Genomic DNA, 15,506 nt, shown 5'->3' with positions numbered 1-15,506 from the left:
TCCCGTTTTTTTATTGCGCGATCGGCTGCAGGTAAATGGCGATAAGGGACTGGAGTGCAGAGGGAGAATGGATTGAGGCGGGCTATAATGCGAAAACCCGGCGCTAGGCCGGGTTTTCTGAATGATGGTGGAGGGAGAAGGATTCGAACCTTCGAAGGCAGAGCCGTCAGATTTACAGTCTGATCCCTTTGGCCGCTCGGGAACCCCTCCACGGGGTATTGCTTTCAAATTGTCGCACTTGAAATGGTGGAGGGAGAAGGATTCGAACCTTCGAAGGCAGAGCCGTCAGATTTACAGTCTGATCCCTTTGGCCGCTCGGGAACCCCTCCACAAGTGCGAGGCGCATACTAACAGATCTTCCGGTTTTGTGAACCCCCAAGCAGGATTTTTCCATTAAAAGAATTGGATTTGTGGCCGATAACCAGTGAAATCGCCATTTTCGAGAGTTATCTCATGCTGCCCAGTTCAATTCGTAATCACCTGCTCGTTGATGAGGGCCAGTTGGGGCAGCGCCTCAACCGTGACCTGCAGCATGGCGATCGCGCTGATTTCCGGTTGCATCTGGCCCTGCTGACCGACGCGGTGGAGGTGCAGCCCTGGTTTGATGCCAAACCGGCGGCCACTCCCCAGAGCAGTGACTGGCGTCTGCACTTTGAGCTGAGACCGGCAGAGGTGCTGGTGGCTGAAGGGGCGGGGAGTGACTGCAGTGCCATCAATGAGCGGCTGCAACAGGGGGGAAGCATGGTGGATGTGCGGCTCTGGCTGGCGCTGCAAACACCGCCGTTGGCGGTCAAACAGCCGCTGCTGGATGAGGCTGTCTACGACAACCTGTCGCCGCTGGCGCGGGAGCGGTTGCAAGGAAAGCTGGCCGATGTGCCGAGGCAGGAGGATCCGCTGGTATTGCTGCCGATCCTCGATCGTTTGCAAGAGGGGGTGGATACCCGGTTGCACTGGCTCAGTTGATGGCGCCTGTTCACTGACGTAATGCTGTGCTTGTGGGGTAAATCACAGGCAACAAAAAGGCGGGTAACCCCGCCTTTATGCTCTTTAGAATTTTTAGCCTTGCAGCATGCTATCAAGCGTCAGCTTCATCCGGTTGCGGCTGCTCTTTGAGTGCGGCATTGGCACGACGGGCAATCGGCTTTTCGGTGTGACGGTTGAGTTGGCGCTCCAGTTTTTGCCCCAGTTCGTTGATGGCGGCGTAGAGATCCTCATGCTCTGCCTGGGCAAACAGTTTGCCGTTGGGGATGCCAGCACTGGCTTCGACAGTGAACATCAGACGCTCTTTGGAAACAATCACATGAGGTGTGATGAGAGGCACCTGAAGACGTTCGAGCTTTTCAAAACGGGATTCGATGCGCTCGCGGATAGCCGGGGTGATGTCGATGATTTTGCTGGTAATTTCGATTTTCATATTGGCCCCCTTCGGGTCGTCTTGCTTGTGTCTTCACCTTCAGATTACTCATTGGTAAAGATTGAAATGTGATCCATGTCACATAACCTTCCCTTGGCTATTCAGCAACTTATAAATTGTGATCTTTTCCGGTTTCGTGCCAAAAACAGCTTGAGCTCCATGAAACTGGCAGGCAGTATGACGGGAATAGGATCGTTTCTGTCCCTTCTTGGCAGCACTTCGTGTCGACCTCATGTCCGGTTTCCACTGCTTGATATCGCATGTTTGTACTCTTCCCTCGCAACCTCTGATCTGATGAGCGGATGCAGGGGGCGTTGTTATGCCTGATTGGACATCAAACGTGGTTGGTTGTTGTGTTGGAGTGGTAAATGAAGCAGCAGGCCACGCAAGTCATGTGGTTTTTCGATCGGCAACATGATCAGTGGAGTCTCTCTGATCAGGGGGCCTACCAGCAGTGGCAAGGGGAGGGCAATCATCCCTGGGCCGCTCGCCTGTTACCGGAAGATGAGGCAGGCTTTGCCGACTTTCTCGTCCGGCTTCATGAATCACATCTGCCGGAGCAGTTTATCGGTCATCTGAAAGATGATCAGGGGCAGCTTAACCATGTGCTCTGGAGCGGTCAGTTTGTGCCCACCCAGCAGATCTGCTGTGGCTGGCTGGCCCCTCTTGATACCGCCAACAGTGCGGTCTCCTCTCTCAACCTCTCTTTGCCGTTGCTGCAAACCACCCTGCTCACCCAGTTGGCGCAGGCGCTCTCTGCCCGCACCGGGCTCGATTTCTTCAATACCCTGGTCAGCCAGCTGGCTCATATTCTCAAGGTGGATGCGGTCTGGGTGGGGGAGTTGTGCGGTGCCGACCGGGTCAAAGTGCTGGCTGCCGACGGGCTGGCGCAGAAGGACTATCTGCTGACGGGATCCCCCTGTCAGGAGCTCTACAAGCAAGGGGCCATCTGTTTCGAGGTGATCGACGAGTCGCAGGAGTATCAATCCTGGCTGGCGGCCGGGCAGACTTATTATGGTCAGCCGCTGTTTGATGCCAGAGGCCAACTTCTAGGCCATCTGGCGCTGCTCTATTCGGCCCCGGCAGATACCAGCAATCTCACCTCGGTGCTCAATACCTTTTCGGTACGGATGGTGGCCGAGCTGGAGCGATTGCAATCAGATGCCCAGATGCGCCTCTCTGCCGTTGCATTCGAGACCCACGAAGGGATCATCATTACGGATCCGGGGTTCAAGATCCTGCGGGTCAACAACGCCTTCAGCCAGATCACCGGCTTTGACAGCCAGTCGGTGCTGGGTCTGCATCTGGAAGAGGATCTCTGGCCCAATCTGGGTGGGCTCGGCTACGAGCTCAATACCCTCAGCCGCTGGCAGGGGGAGACCCTGCGTCGCCACGTCGATGGCCACACCTATCCCCAGTGGGAGATAGTGACGCCGGTGCAGGATGAAAAAGGGGTGATCAGCCACTTTGTCATCTGCTTCGAGGATATCTCCGAGCGCAAGGCGGCCGAGCGACGCATTCAGGATCTCGCCTATTACGACGAGCTGACCGGATTGCCCAATCGCCGTCAGCTCCACGAGACCTTGGTGCAGACCTTCAATGAGGCGACCCGTGATGGCTTGATTGGCGCGCTGCTCTTTATCGATCTCGATCACTTCAAGACCATCAACGACTCCCTCGGCCACGCCACCGGTGACTGGCTGCTCAAGGAGGTCGCCGCCCGTCTCAAACGGTTGGTGCGGCAAGGTGATTGCCTGGCCCGCCTCGGCGGTGACGAGTTTGTGTTGCTGCTGCCATCGCTCTCGGCCAGCCCGCCCCAGGCGGAGATGCAGGCCGATATCATTGCCGAACGGCTTATCACCGAGATTGCCGCTCCTTATACCTATGTCGGGCAGGTGCTGCACATCGGCGCCAGCGTCGGTATTACCCTGTTTCCGGATCGGGAGCAGGGGGTCGATGATCTGCTCAAGCAGGCGGATACCGCCATGTATCAGGCCAAGTCCGCTGGCCGCAAGACCCGCCGCTTCTTCGATGCCTCGATGCAGCAGCAGGCGGATCGCCGTCTGCTCATTCACAACGAACTGCGCAACGCCCTCAGCCAGCAAGAGCTGACCCTCTACTATCAGCCCCAGCATATGGTCGATGGCGGCGATATCATTGGTGTCGAGGCGCTCATTCGCTGGCAGCCGGCCGGTCGCTCGCTGGTCTCGCCAGCAGAATTTATCCCCATCGCCGAGGAGACCGATCTGATTGTCGATATCGGCAACTGGGTGCTGCACGAGGCGTGCGCCCAGTATGTGCTGTGGGAGGAGAACGGCATCCACATTCCGCAGATCTCGGTCAACGTCAGTGCCAAGCAGTTCCATGCCACCGATTTTGTCGAGCGGATCCACGATGTGTTGGCGCAAACCGGCATGGATCCGGCCTGCCTCAATCTGGAGATCACCGAGTCCGTGGTGCTGGGTCATGCCGAGGACACCATCAGCAAGATGACCGAGCTCAAGGAGCTCGGCATCAGCTTTGCCATCGACGATTTTGGCGCCGGCTACTCCTCCCTGAGCTACCTCAAGCGGCTGCCTGCCGATGAGCTCAAGATCGACCGCTCCTTCATTCAGGACATCCCGAAAGATGGTGACAACATGGCCATCGTCGAGGCGGTGATCGCCATGGCGCGACATATGGGGTTCAACGTCACGGCGGAAGGGGTGGAGTCCCGTCAGCAACTGGAGTTTCTCAAGGCGCAGGGGTGCAGTTTCTATCAGGGCTATCTCGCCTCCAAGCCGCTGCCGGTGCCCTATCTGGAGAAATATGTACAGCGGCTGACCAGACCGGAGCAACTGCGCGAAATACAGCTGAGTGAGGCAGAAAAATAGTCCCTGCTCCCCGCTGTAGCGCTGCCCGGCAACGGGTAGAATGAGAGGCAGTAGACCCACCGCCACCGGGCGGTGTATTGCCCTCAATGGAGATGTTCAGTGAAAGCTGTATGGGGAATTGTTTTGTCGGCGCTGTTTGTGCCGACCCTGATGGCGCAGACTGCCGACCAGACGCTCTACCGTCAGGCGTATGACGCCGTACGGGCCAATGATCAGGCCCGTTTCCAGCAAATTCGTGCCCGTTTGACCCATTACCCCCTGCTCCCTTACCTCGATTACTATCAGCTCGCCTTTCGTCCGGGGGCGGCGGATTACAACGATGTGACCCGCTTTATCCGCCAGCATGGAGATACCCCCCAGTCCAACCGGCTGGAGCGCAGCTATCTGACCTATCTGGCCCAGAGCCAGCAGTGGTCGCAGTTCCTGCGCTTCTATCCGGCCAAGCCGAGCTCCACCGACCTGCTCTGCATGCACTATCAGGCGCTCTATTACACCGGCAAGCCGAAAGAGGCGTTGCAGGGGGCGGGCAAGATCTGGATGAGCGGTCAATCGCGCCCTGATGCCTGCTCCCCGCTGTTCCAGCTGTGGCAGGCATCCGGTCAGCGTACCCAGGAGAAGATCTGGCAGCGGATGACGCTGGCGTTCGAGGCGGAAAACCCCAATCTTATCCGCCATCTTGGCGCGACCCTGGGTAGCGGCTTGCAAAGCTATGGCGATCAGATGGTGACCCTGTTCGAGCAGCCAGCCAAGGCGATGAACCCGGCCTATTTCAGCAGCAATCCCTATTCCCGCAAGCTGCTCTCCCTCGGCTTGACCCGCTATGCCAATCAGGAGCCTGAGTCGGTGCTGCGCCAGCTTGCGCTGTTTCGCAGCCGTTTCGGCCTGACCCAGGCCGAGGTGAAACCGGTAGAGCGTGCCATTGCCCGCCGCCTGCTGCTGGATCGCTCCATAGCCCAGCGCAGTTGGGTCGACAGCACGGTGAAAAAACTGGCGGATCCCGATATCACCGAGCTGCGGGCACGACTGGCCATCTGGGAGCAGGATTGGCGTGGCCTCTCCGGCTGGGTGAAGATGATGCCGATGGCCCGTCAGAAAGAGGATCGCTGGCGCTACTGGATGGCGCGCTCCCTTGAGGTGCAGGGGCAGCAAAAACCGGCGCGGGATCTCTATCTGGAGACCGCCAACCTGCGCGGTTTCTACGGCTTTATGGCCGCCCAACGCACCGGCGTGCCCTATCGCATCAAGAACCAGAGCGTCAAGCATGTACCGGACTGGCGCACGGCCAGCCAGCGCTGGCCCTTCCTGTTGCGGGTGCGCGAGCTGCTGTCGATGAACGAGATTGCAGCGGCCCGTTCGGAGTGGATCCACAATATGGATCGCAATCCGGTGGCCCAGCGCATCGAGTTTGGTCATATCGCCCTCAATCAGGGCTGGCACGAGCTGGCCATTCTCGCCAGCATTCGCGCCGAAGCGTGGGATGCCCTCGACCTGCGCTTCCCGCTGCCGCTCAAACGCACCTTCTCCCAGATGGCGCAAGAGCGTACCATGAACACCAGTTTGCTCTATGCCATATCCCGTCAGGAGAGTGCCCTCTATCCGCTGGCCCAGTCGCCGGTGGGGGCGCGCGGTCTGATGCAGTTGATGCCTGCCACCGCCAAAGAGACTGCCGGCAAGCTGGGGGTGCCCTATCGCAACGAGCAGCAACTGTTTGATCCGACGATGAATATTCGTCTGGGGAGCGCCTATCTCAAGCGCTTGCTGGATGTCTATGACGGCAACCGGATCCTGGCGGCGGCCGCCTACAACGCCGGACCGGGACGGGTAAAACGCTGGCGAGAGCAGAGTGACAACAAGCCGATGGACGTGTGGGTCGAGAGTATTCCCTACAAGGAGACCCGCAACTACGTACAAAACGTGTTGTCGTTCGATCTCATTTATCAGCACAAGCTGCAGCAGCCGCTGCGCTTCATGTCAGAGCGGGAGCTCAATCACGCCTATTGAGTCGGGGGCCGCCAGCCGGCCCCTGTTTTCAAATTTCCCTGCTGCCGGGTATCATCGGGTAAGGTTTTGTTACCAAAGGAAACATGCCTGGTGACCTGGCTCCGGGAATTGCATCAGGCCGCAGGATATACTCGGGCGTCGGCATCGACAGGTTCCCCCACAATAAAGGAATGGATAGTGGCAACGATTAAAGACGTTTCTCAGCTGGCAAATGTGTCTATCTCCACCGTGTCGCGGGTTATCAACAACACGGCACAGGTAGCACCGGAAAAGCGTGAGGCCGTACTGGCGGCCATGAAGGAACTGAATTTTCGACCCAACAGTTTTGCCCAGGCACTGGTCAGCAAGCGTTCCAACTGCATTGGCGTGCTGGTTGGCGACCTCTGCGGCGGCCCCTTCTTTGCCCAGATGATGCGTGGCATCGAAACCATGGTCGATCAGGCCAACAAGTTCACCATCGTCATGTCTGGCAATCACGATATCGCACGCGAGCGTCATGCCATTCAGGCGCTGCTGCAGCGCCAGTGCGATGCGCTGATCCTCCATAGCAAGGCGCTCCCGGATGAGGAGCTCAGCGAGCTGGCGGCAGGCTCTACCCCCATCGTTTTCATCAACCGTCAGGTGCCGGGCTTTGAGGATCGCTGCGTCTGGCTCGATAACCAGGCGGGGATCACCACCGCGTGCCAGCACTTGCTGGATGCCGGTCATCGCAACATCGCCTTTATCACCTCCGATGATGAAGAGTTTGTCGATGGTCAGCAGCGGATGGCCGGTTACACCCAGACCCTGGCCAGGGCCGGGATCGCCTTTGATCCTGCACTCGTCAGCCGCGCCTTTGCCGACGAAAATGGCGGCTATGTGGCGATGAGTGAACTGCTGGCCCGTGGTGTCGAGTTCACTGCCGTGCTCGGTTTCAACGACGGCATGGTGGCGGGGGCGATCTCTTGCCTGCTGGAGCGGGGTTACAAGATCCCGCAGCAGGTGTCGGTGGTGGGGTTCGACGATATCCCCTACGCCCGCTACATCTATCCCAAGCTCACCACGGTGCGCTACCCCATCGAGGAGATGGGCAGCCGCGCTGCCGAGCTGGCGCTGCGCCTGCTCGATCACAAGCCGGTAGACGGCCTGGCGCTCAAGTTTGAAGCCCAGCTGGTGGAGCGTGAGTCAGTCGCCTGACGTGCGTCAAACAGTGAACAACAGTGTGGCCCCATCGGGGCCACACTGTTTTCTGAGTTATCTCTCTAATCCGCCATTTATCCCGCCAGGGCGATCCGCTGCTGGCGGCGTGCCTCCACCCCTTCTGCCACCATATCGAGCAGCTGCCTTGTCTGTTCCCAGCCGATGCAGCTATCGGTGATCGACTGGCCGTAGCGCAGCGGTTTGCTGCCAATCTCCTGACGCCCTTCGCAGATAAAACTTTCCACCATGATGGCGGCGATGGCATGGCTACCAGCACCCAGCTGGTCGGCAATGTCACGGGCAACCAGCAGCTGGCGGGCATGTTGTTTCTGGCTGTTGCCGTGGCTGCAATCGATCATCAGCCGGGGTGACAGATGATGCTGGCGCAGCAAGTCTCCAGCCTCTGCAACATGACAGCTCTGATAGTTGGGCTGCTGGCCACCGCGCAGGATCAGGTGGCAGTCGGGGTTGCCATGGCTGCGCACCAGTGCCAGCTGGCCATCACCGGAAGGTTGGGTATAGAGGTGGGCTGCCCGGCTGGCGAGGATCGCCTCTACCGCGATCCGGATATTGCCGTCGGTCCCGTTTTTAAAACCGATGGGGCAGGGAAGGGCCGAGGCCAGCTGACGGTGGAGCTGGGATTCGGTGGTGCGGGCGCCAATGGCACCCCAGCTGATGAGATCCCCCAGATAGAGCATGCTGGTGAGATCGAGAAATTCGGTGGCACAGGCGAGCCCTTCCTGTCCAAGCATCAGGAGTAACTCTCGGGCCTGGGATAGGCCCTTTTCCAGTCGATCGCTGCCATCGAGGTCGGGATCGAAGATAAATCCTTTCCAGCCGAGCGTCGTGCGCGGCTTTTCGAAATAGGTGCGCATCACCAGTTGCAGCTGCTCCCCGTATTGGCCCTGCAGTTCAGCCAGCCGGCCACCATAGTCACGGGCGGCTGCCGGATCGTGAATGGAGCAGGGGCCGATCACCAGCAGCAGGCGGTCGTCCTCTCCCTGCAGAATATGGCGGGCTTGCTGGCGGCTGTGTGCGATTTGGCGAGCGAGCCGTGCCGGACAGGGTCTGGCCTTTAACATCTCGTCAGGGGTGGGCAGGGTGGCAAGGGGTGAAGCATTCAGAAGTGAGGTGAACATGAGCGATCCTGATGAAAATGGAAATCTGCATGCTCTTTGCTGTCCAGTGGGGATCTTCCCCTTATTCTCTTGGTTAACAGAGCGCGGGCATGGGCCCGCGCTCTGTTATATCGGCCTTGGCTACCTTAGAAGCGGGCTGAGCCGCTGACGTAGTAGCTGCGACCCGGTTCGACGTTCTGGAAGACGGTGTCTTTCTCTTGCAGGCGCACGTCGGTCAGGTTGTTGATCCCCAGTCGCAGGTCAAAGTTCTCGGTGACCTTGAAGCCGGTGCCGAGATCGAAGGTCTGATAGCTGGGCAGCTTGTGCAGTACGACAACCTTGTTGACGGTCTGCTCGGCAAACTGGGTGCCGGTGTAGGTGGTGCCGACAAAGGCATTGACCCGCTCGGTGGCCTGCCAGGTGATCTTGGCGTTGGCCTTGTGCTCCGGCCGCTCGGGCAGAGCCTGACCCTGATCGCCTTCCGCCTTGAGGTAGGTGTAGTTGGCGCCAAGGTTGATATCGTCGGTCAGATCGAGTTTGCCGGTCAGCTCCAACCCCTTGGTGGTGGCTTTCTCCAGGTTGTACCAGGTGCGGTCAGTGGAGTTCGGCAACTGCTTGAAGGTGAGCATGTCGTCGATGTCGGAGTAGAAGAGGGTGGCGCTGGTTTCCCAGATCCCTTCTCCTGCGATGACACCCAGCTCGTAGTTGGTGCTGGTTTCAGGCTTGACCTTGTCACTGCCATAGATGCGGCAGCTGCCGCCGCAGCTCTCGATGCTGTAACCGTTGGAGTACTGGTGTGGTGCCGGTGCCTTGAAGGCCTGGCTGACACCGCCTTTCACTGTCACCACATCGTTCATCTCATAGACCAGATAGCCGCGCGGGGTGAAGTGGCTGCCGTAGATCTCGTGGTGATCGTAACGGCCGCCCAGGGTGAAGGTCAGGCTGTCGGTCAGGCCGATCTCGTCCTGAGCGAACAGCGCCTCCTGGGAGTGACTCTCTTTGCCGCCGATATCCTTGTAGCTCACCGCATCCACCAGCTCCCGATCCAGATATTCACCACCCAGGGTCAGGTAGTGGTTGGCCAGCGCCAGGTTGGTATAGCCCTTGAGGGTCAAGGTGTTCTCTTCCAGCTCCCGCTGCTGCGGGGCAGAGTAGCTGGTGTTGAAGTCGTCGATCTGGGAGGTCTCGTAGTTGGCCATGACGGTGGTGTCACCCCAACTCCAGTTCCCCTTGTGGGTCAGACCAAACAGGTTGCGATCGTTTTGCTGCTGGCGGCTGTGCACCTTGTTGCCGGTTTTGCGGAAGATATCGAGAGGCCGCTCATCCTGGTTGTAGAGGTAATCCAGCTCGAAGCGTTGCTGCTCATCCACCAGCCAGCTGAGGGTGGAGGCGAAGTTGCGGGTCTGTTTGGCTTCGATAAGAGGGATGCCGTCAGCAGCTTCGGTGGGGGTCCAGGCTTGACGGTCATACACCTCGCCGTTCATCCGGATCAGCAGGTTGTCGGTCAGCGGGCCGGTAAAGCCCAGGTTGGTCCTGTGCTGATCGCCGCCATCCTTGCCCTCGATGGCCTTGAAGTCGGCATCGGCCGCCCCTTGCCAGGTTTTGCCCGGCTGCTTGGTGATGATGTTGATGACACCACCGATGGCATCGGAGCCGTAAAGTGCCGACATGGGGCCACGGATCACCTCGACCCGCTGGATCATGCCAAGGGGCACGGGAGTGTTGTCGAAGTTGCCGCCGCGCCACAGGGCATTGGAGGAGGAGAGGCGTTTGCCATCCACCAGTACCAGGGTGTACTTGCCGGACATGCCGCGAATACCGATATCGCTGCGGCCATTGGTGTCAGCTTCAGCCTGAATGCCCACTTCGTGGCGCAGCAGGTCGGCAAGGTCATTGACTGGCGCGGCGGCGATCTGTTCGGCCGTGATGACAGAGATAGAGGCCGGTGCCGAGCGGGTATTGTGCGCCGTGGTGGTGACGGTGATCACCTCATCGGCTTGAGGGGCGTTGCTGGCGGCGATCGCTTGCTGGGTCAGCAGAGTGACGATGGTGGTGGCCAGCAGGCTGGGAGTAATAAAACGGGAGGTTGAGGATTTCATTATTTACATCTTCCATAACATTCAAATGATAAGCGTTATCATTATCAAATTGAATTTGCTCCGATCGCAACTCTTTTTTATCGGCGAAGTTCAGTTTCGTTCGTCACCTTCTTTTGACTAAAAAGAAGTTAATGAAATTGATTCTCATTTGTATTGATCGCTTTGTCGCTCCTTGTTAGGATGCCGTTCACCCTGATATCTGGTGAGTCAAATGACTCACTTTAAGTCCTGTCAGGCAGTGATTCATTCCAAGGAGTAGCACCGTCATGTGTGACCATGCACTGGAAGGAGAGTGGCCCGCCACAGCGGTCGGGTTGGATAAAGTGTGCTGTTTTGCCAGCGGTGACAGGGTTCTGGTCGCCTCCGGTATTCACGACAGTTTTACCGGCATCCCGCCGGAGAAGCTCCTCGCCCATCTGCGTCAGTTGCGCCAGCAGGGGATGGTCAATCCCATCGCCATCGGCGCCATCCCGTTTGATACCCAATCTCCCTGGCATCTGGTGATCCCGGCGCAATCGCAGTGGGTCGCAAGGGATGCCCTGTTGCCCGCCCGCTGTTGCCAGCTCCATGGTGAGGTGAGTGAAGTGACCGGCGCTGCCCACTATCAGGGGGCGGTGCGGGCGGCACTGCAGCAGTTCAGCGAGGGCCAGCTTGAGAAGGTGGTGCTGTCGCGCGCCATCGATGTGCAGAGCGCAGAGCAGACCTCCCCCGCACACGCCTTTGGCTCTCTGCTGACCCAGAATCCGGGCGCCTATGTGTTCCAGATCCCGCTGCCGGAGGGAGAGACCCTGCTTGGCGCGAGCCCCGAGCTGCTGGTATCGCGCAGCGATATGGTGGTGGTGAGCAATCCGTTGGCGGGCTCCCGTCCGCGCCACGCTTTTCCTGATCAACAGGCGGCCAGTGCCGAACTGCTGGGGGCCCAGAAAGATCGCTATGAACATGCGCTGGTGGCAGATGCGGTCGCTGAGGCCCTCGCTCCCTTCTGCCGCGAGCTGGATGTCCCTCTGGAGCCGCAGGTGATCGCCACTCCTACCATGTGGCACCTCTCGACCCGCATCGCCGGGCGGCTCCATGAACCCTCTCCCGTGCTGGCACTGGCGTTGGCGCTACACCCGACACCGGCGGTATGCGGCACGCCGCTCTCGGCAGCACGTCAGGCCATCTCCCGGCTTGAGGGGTACGATCGCCGCTTCTACTGCGGCGCCGTCGGCTGGATGGATGCCGACGGCAATGGCGAGTGGGTGGTCACCATCCGCTGTGGTGTGCTGGCCGGCAAGCAGCTGCGGCTCTATGCCGGCGCCGGGGTAGTGGTGGGCTCTTCGCCGGAAGCGGAGTGGCAAGAGACCGCCGCCAAGCTCGGCACCATGTTGCGTGCCTTCGGCCTCGAAAGCCGGGAGCCGGAGGTAACCGCATGAAGCCGCTGGTGCCCTTTACCCCCTGGCCTGCCGAGCTGGCAGCCCACTACCGGGCACAAGGGTGGTGGCGTGGACAACCGCTCACCGCCCTGCTCGATGAATCTGCCGAACGTTATCCCGAGAGCACGGCCCTGATCTGCGGCGAGCGAACCCTCAGTTATGGCCAGTTAAAGCGTGAGGTTGATGCGCTGGCGGCGCGGCTGGCCGCGCGCGGGCTGGGCCATGGCGATACTGCTCTGGTGCAGTTGCCCAACTGCGCCGAATTCTATATCTGCTGGTTTGCCCTGATCCGCTGCGGCGTAGTGGCGGTGCATGCCCTCTACAGCCATCAGCGGCGCGAGCTGGTGGCCTTTGCCCGCCAGATTGAGCCCGCCTTGCTGGTACTCAGCCCCTCCCATCCCGGCTTTGCCGGTGAAGCGGGGAGCTTGGCGGCCCTTGATGAGCGGGTATCGCCTTCTTGCCAGACACTGCTGTTCGAGCAGGCTGAAGGCTCCGATCTTCAGTCAGGATTTGCATGGCGTCAGCCTGACCCGATAGCCCGTGCTGATGGTTCGCCGTTGGCGGCCACAGCGCCAACCCCTACACCTACACCAACCCCGGCCGATCAGGTCGCCTTTTTCCAGCTCTCCGGCGGCAGTACCGGCACTCCCAAACTGATCCCCCGTACCCACGATGACTATGGCTACAGCGTGCGCCAGAGCGTGGCGGTGTGCGGTTGGGATGAACGGGTGATCTATCTCTGTGCCCTGCCGGCGCCCCACAACTTTCCCCTGAGCTCCCCCGGTGCACTCGGGGTGTTTTATGCCGGTGGCTGTGTGGTGCTGGCAAAGGATCCTTCCGCTGCAACCTGTCTGCCGCTGGTGCAGCGCCATCAGGTCAACTGGGCGGCACTGGTGCCACCGGCTCTGGCGCTCTGGCTGGAGGCGGCCAGCCACTATCCGCAGACCTCTCTGGAGTGTGTGCAGGTGGGAGGGGCGCGCCTCAGCCCGGCTCATGCCGAGGCGGTAGCGAGCCGCCTTGGTTGCCGCTTGCAGCAGGTGTTCGGCATGGCCGAGGGGCTGGTCAACTACACCCGCATCGAGGATGACCAGTGGCACATCGTCAATACCCAGGGCCGCCCGATGAGCCCGGGTGACGAGGTGGAGGTACGAGATAGCGACGGGCGCCCCTTGCCGGATGGCGAGTGCGGCGAGCTCTGGACGCGTGGCCCCTACACCTTTCGCGGCTACTTCAAGACCGATGCCCACAATCAGCGGGCTTTCGACCGGGACGGTTTCTACTGCACCGGCGATCTGGTCTGCCGCTTGCCCGGCGGTCATCTGATGGTGGTGGGACGCAATAAGGATCAGATCAACCGGGGTGGGGAGAAGATCGACGCCCTCGAGATTGAAGAGCTGTTGCTGACCCACCCGGAGGTGCGACAGGCGGCGCTGGTCGCCATGCCGGATCCCATGCTCGGGGAGCGCAGCTGCGCCTTTTTGATGTGCCGCGAGCCCCTCAATCTGCCCCGCTTGCGCCGTTTCCTGCGCGAGCAGGGGGTGGCCGATTACAAACTGCCCGATCGCCTGGTGCTGGTGGAGCAACTGCCCCACACCCCGGTCGGCAAGATAGACAAACAGACGCTGCGCGAGCAGCTCGCCAAGGAGTGTGCATGACCATTCAATCCCTCGCCGCCTATCCGCTGCCTACCGCTGAGGAGCTGCCTATCGGGCGGGTGAACTGGCCTTTCGAACCGGGCCGCGCCGCCTTGCTGGTCCACGATATGCAGCACTATTTCGTCGATTTCTACGGGGCGGACAATCCGCTGATCAATCAGGTCATCGACCATATCGCCACCTTGATCCGTCAGGCGCGAGCTCTTGGCATGCCGGTGGTCTATACCGCCCAGCCCGCCGAGCAGAGTCAGGCCGATCGGGCGCTGCTCAACGACATGTGGGGGCCGGGGTTGACCCGAGCGCCGGAGCGTCAGCCGATTGTTTCGGCGCTGGCGCCCGAGCCGCAGGATACGGTGCTGACCAAGTGGCGCTACAGCGCTTTTTGCCGTTCACCGCTGGCGGAGCTGATGGCCGGATGGGGGCGGGATCAGCTGGTGATCTGCGGCATCTACGGCCATATCGGGGTGATGCAGACGGCGGTCGATGCCTTTATGCGGGATATCCGCCCCTTCCTGGTGGCAGATGCCATTGCCGACTTCTCCCGCGAGGATCATCTGCTGGCGCTCTCCTACGTCAGCCGCAATGCCGGTCGGGTGATTACCGTGGCCGAGGTGATGGCGGCCAGCAAACGCCCCCTGACTCGCGAGTCGCTGCGTGCTCAGGTGTTGGCGCGGCTGCCCGCCGAGATGCAGCAGGAGCAGCCCACCGAGGATGACAACCTGCTCGATTACGGTCTCGATTCGCTGGCGGTGATGGGGCTGGTGGAGGAGTGGCGCCAGCAGGGAGTGGTGGTGGAGCTGGCCGAGCTGGCCCGCACGCCGACCCTGGCTCACTGGTGGGCGCTCCTCTCCCGTCAGCTGAATGTCAGTCAGGACACGGCTTATCAGGTCAACGAAGAGCACGTCAGCGAACCGGAGTGCACCCCATGAGCGAGTGGCAAGGCAGAACCGTCTGGGTAACCGGTGCGGCACAGGGAATTGGCCATGCGGTGGCGCGCACCTTTGCCGAGGCGGGGGCCAGCGTGGTGGCGTTCGATCTGCAACTGGCCGAGGCACTGCCCGGCAACGTGAAGAGGGTGGTGATCGATGTCAGCGACAGCGAGGCCGTGACCCGCTGCTGCGAACGGCTGCTGGACGGGGGGCTGGGGCCCGATGTGCTGGTCAATGTCGCTGGCGTACTGGCGACCGGCAGGATCGATGAGGTGGATGACGCTCTTTTGCAGCGCACCTTCGCCATCAACACTTTCGCCCCCTTCTATCTGATGCGGGCCCTGACCCCCTGGTTTCAGGGACGGCGCAGGGGCGCCATCGTTAATGTCTCCTCCAATGCCGGTCGGGTGCCGCGAGTGGGGATGGGCATCTATGGCGCCTCCAAGGCGGCGCTGACCAGTCTCACCCAAACGGCAGGGCTGGAACTCGCCCCCTATGGGGTGCGCTGCAATCTGGTGTCGCCGGGCTCGACCCGTACCCCGATGTTATGCGGCATGTGGCAGGAGGGGGAGGCGGCGCAGCAGGAAGGAGAGATGCGCACCATCGCGGGTTTGCCCGGGCAGTTCAAGCTGGGGATCCCCCTTGGCAAACTTGGGACCCCCGACGAGGTGGCCGCCTGCGTGCTGTTTCTCGCCTCCGATGCGGCCAGCCATATCACCCTGCAGGATCTGGTGGTCGATGGCGGTGCCACCCTGGGGGTCTAGCCCGCGCGCTGCCGATCTGGCAGGCGTAACACTCTCTTATGGAGGAGGTCTGGCCTCCT

General features: G+C 60.5%; 11 protein-coding genes and 2 tRNA genes. 8 read left to right on the top strand and 5 right to left on the bottom strand.

Annotation, left to right across the window (positions count from 1 at the left end; translation table 11 throughout):
• Positions 1 to 125: 125 nt before the first annotated feature.
• Positions 126 to 210 (bottom strand) — tRNA-Tyr (locus ACTG27_RS09225).
• Positions 211 to 244: 34 nt separating this feature from the next.
• Positions 245 to 329 (bottom strand) — tRNA-Tyr (locus ACTG27_RS09220).
• A 124-nt stretch (positions 330 to 453) separates the two neighbouring features.
• On the opposite strand from ACTG27_RS09220, the gene ACTG27_RS09215 reads away from it, so the two are divergent.
• Positions 454 to 963, top strand: coding sequence for a VC2046/SO_2500 family protein (locus ACTG27_RS09215; RefSeq protein ID WP_439979537.1), 510 nt, complete (start codon positions 454 to 456; stop codon positions 961 to 963).
• Positions 964 to 1,075: 112 nt separating this feature from the next.
• Here ACTG27_RS09215 and hpf read toward each other — a convergent pair whose 3' ends face one another.
• Positions 1,076 to 1,414 (bottom strand): ribosome hibernation-promoting factor, HPF/YfiA family, encoded by a 339-nt coding sequence (gene hpf, locus ACTG27_RS09210; RefSeq protein WP_005334257.1) that lies wholly within the window; start codon positions 1,412 to 1,414, stop codon positions 1,076 to 1,078.
• A 368-nt stretch (positions 1,415 to 1,782) separates the two neighbouring features.
• Between hpf and ACTG27_RS09205 the strand changes: the two genes are divergently transcribed.
• From ACTG27_RS09205 to ACTG27_RS09195, 3 genes are all read left to right on the top strand, one after another.
• Positions 1,783 to 4,287, top strand: coding sequence for a putative bifunctional diguanylate cyclase/phosphodiesterase (locus ACTG27_RS09205; RefSeq protein ID WP_439979536.1), 2,505 nt, complete (start codon positions 1,783 to 1,785; stop codon positions 4,285 to 4,287).
• A 99-nt stretch (positions 4,288 to 4,386) separates the two neighbouring features.
• Positions 4,387 to 6,288 carry a transglycosylase SLT domain-containing protein gene (locus ACTG27_RS09200; protein ID WP_040066126.1) on the top strand — a complete coding sequence of 634 codons (1,902 nt, stop codon included), beginning with the start codon at positions 4,387 to 4,389 and terminating at the stop codon, positions 6,286 to 6,288.
• A 177-nt stretch (positions 6,289 to 6,465) separates the two neighbouring features.
• Complete coding sequence (locus tag ACTG27_RS09195; RefSeq protein ID WP_040066127.1) at positions 6,466 to 7,464, top strand: LacI family DNA-binding transcriptional regulator; 999 nt, start codon at positions 6,466 to 6,468, stop codon at positions 7,462 to 7,464.
• A 77-nt stretch (positions 7,465 to 7,541) separates the two neighbouring features.
• Here the strand turns inward: ACTG27_RS09195 and ACTG27_RS09190 are convergent, their stop codons facing one another.
• Both ACTG27_RS09190 and ACTG27_RS09185 read right to left on the bottom strand, forming a co-directional pair.
• Entirely contained in the window at positions 7,542 to 8,606 is a 1,065-nt protein-coding gene (locus ACTG27_RS09190) for a 3-deoxy-7-phosphoheptulonate synthase (protein ID WP_439979535.1), read from the bottom strand.
• Between the two features lie 125 nt (positions 8,607 to 8,731).
• Complete coding sequence (locus ACTG27_RS09185; protein ID WP_439979534.1) at positions 8,732 to 10,684, bottom strand: TonB-dependent receptor domain-containing protein; 1,953 nt, start codon at positions 10,682 to 10,684, stop codon at positions 8,732 to 8,734.
• A gap of 266 nt (positions 10,685 to 10,950) precedes the next feature.
• On the opposite strand from ACTG27_RS09185, the gene ACTG27_RS09180 reads away from it, so the two are divergent.
• From ACTG27_RS09180 to dhbA, 4 genes are read left to right on the top strand one after another with little or no spacing between them, the layout of a single operon-like run.
• Positions 10,951 to 12,099 carry an isochorismate synthase gene (locus ACTG27_RS09180; protein WP_439979533.1) on the top strand — a complete coding sequence of 383 codons (1,149 nt, stop codon included), beginning with the start codon at positions 10,951 to 10,953 and terminating at the stop codon, positions 12,097 to 12,099.
• Positions 12,096 to 13,754: a (2,3-dihydroxybenzoyl)adenylate synthase gene (locus ACTG27_RS09175; RefSeq protein WP_439979532.1), complete on the top strand. Its 1,659-nt coding sequence runs from the start codon at positions 12,096 to 12,098 to the stop codon at positions 13,752 to 13,754. The genes ACTG27_RS09180 and ACTG27_RS09175 overlap by 4 nt, the downstream gene beginning before the upstream one ends.
• Entirely contained in the window at positions 13,751 to 14,683 is a 933-nt protein-coding gene (locus tag ACTG27_RS09170; RefSeq protein WP_439979531.1) for an isochorismatase family protein, read from the top strand. Before ACTG27_RS09175 ends, ACTG27_RS09170 begins: the two co-directional genes overlap by 4 nt.
• A complete protein-coding gene (gene dhbA, locus ACTG27_RS09165; RefSeq protein WP_244774230.1) occupies positions 14,680 to 15,447 on the top strand; it encodes a 2,3-dihydro-2,3-dihydroxybenzoate dehydrogenase in 768 nt (255 codons plus the stop codon). Before ACTG27_RS09170 ends, dhbA begins: the two co-directional genes overlap by 4 nt.
• Positions 15,448 to 15,506 lie beyond the last annotated feature (59 nt).

Source organism: Aeromonas sp. 97A (genome assembly GCF_051919185.1).
GTDB lineage: Bacteria > Pseudomonadota > Gammaproteobacteria > Enterobacterales > Aeromonadaceae > Aeromonas > Aeromonas veronii.
Note: the sequence above shows the minus strand (reverse complement) of the source record. Positions and strands in the feature narration are given on the sequence as shown.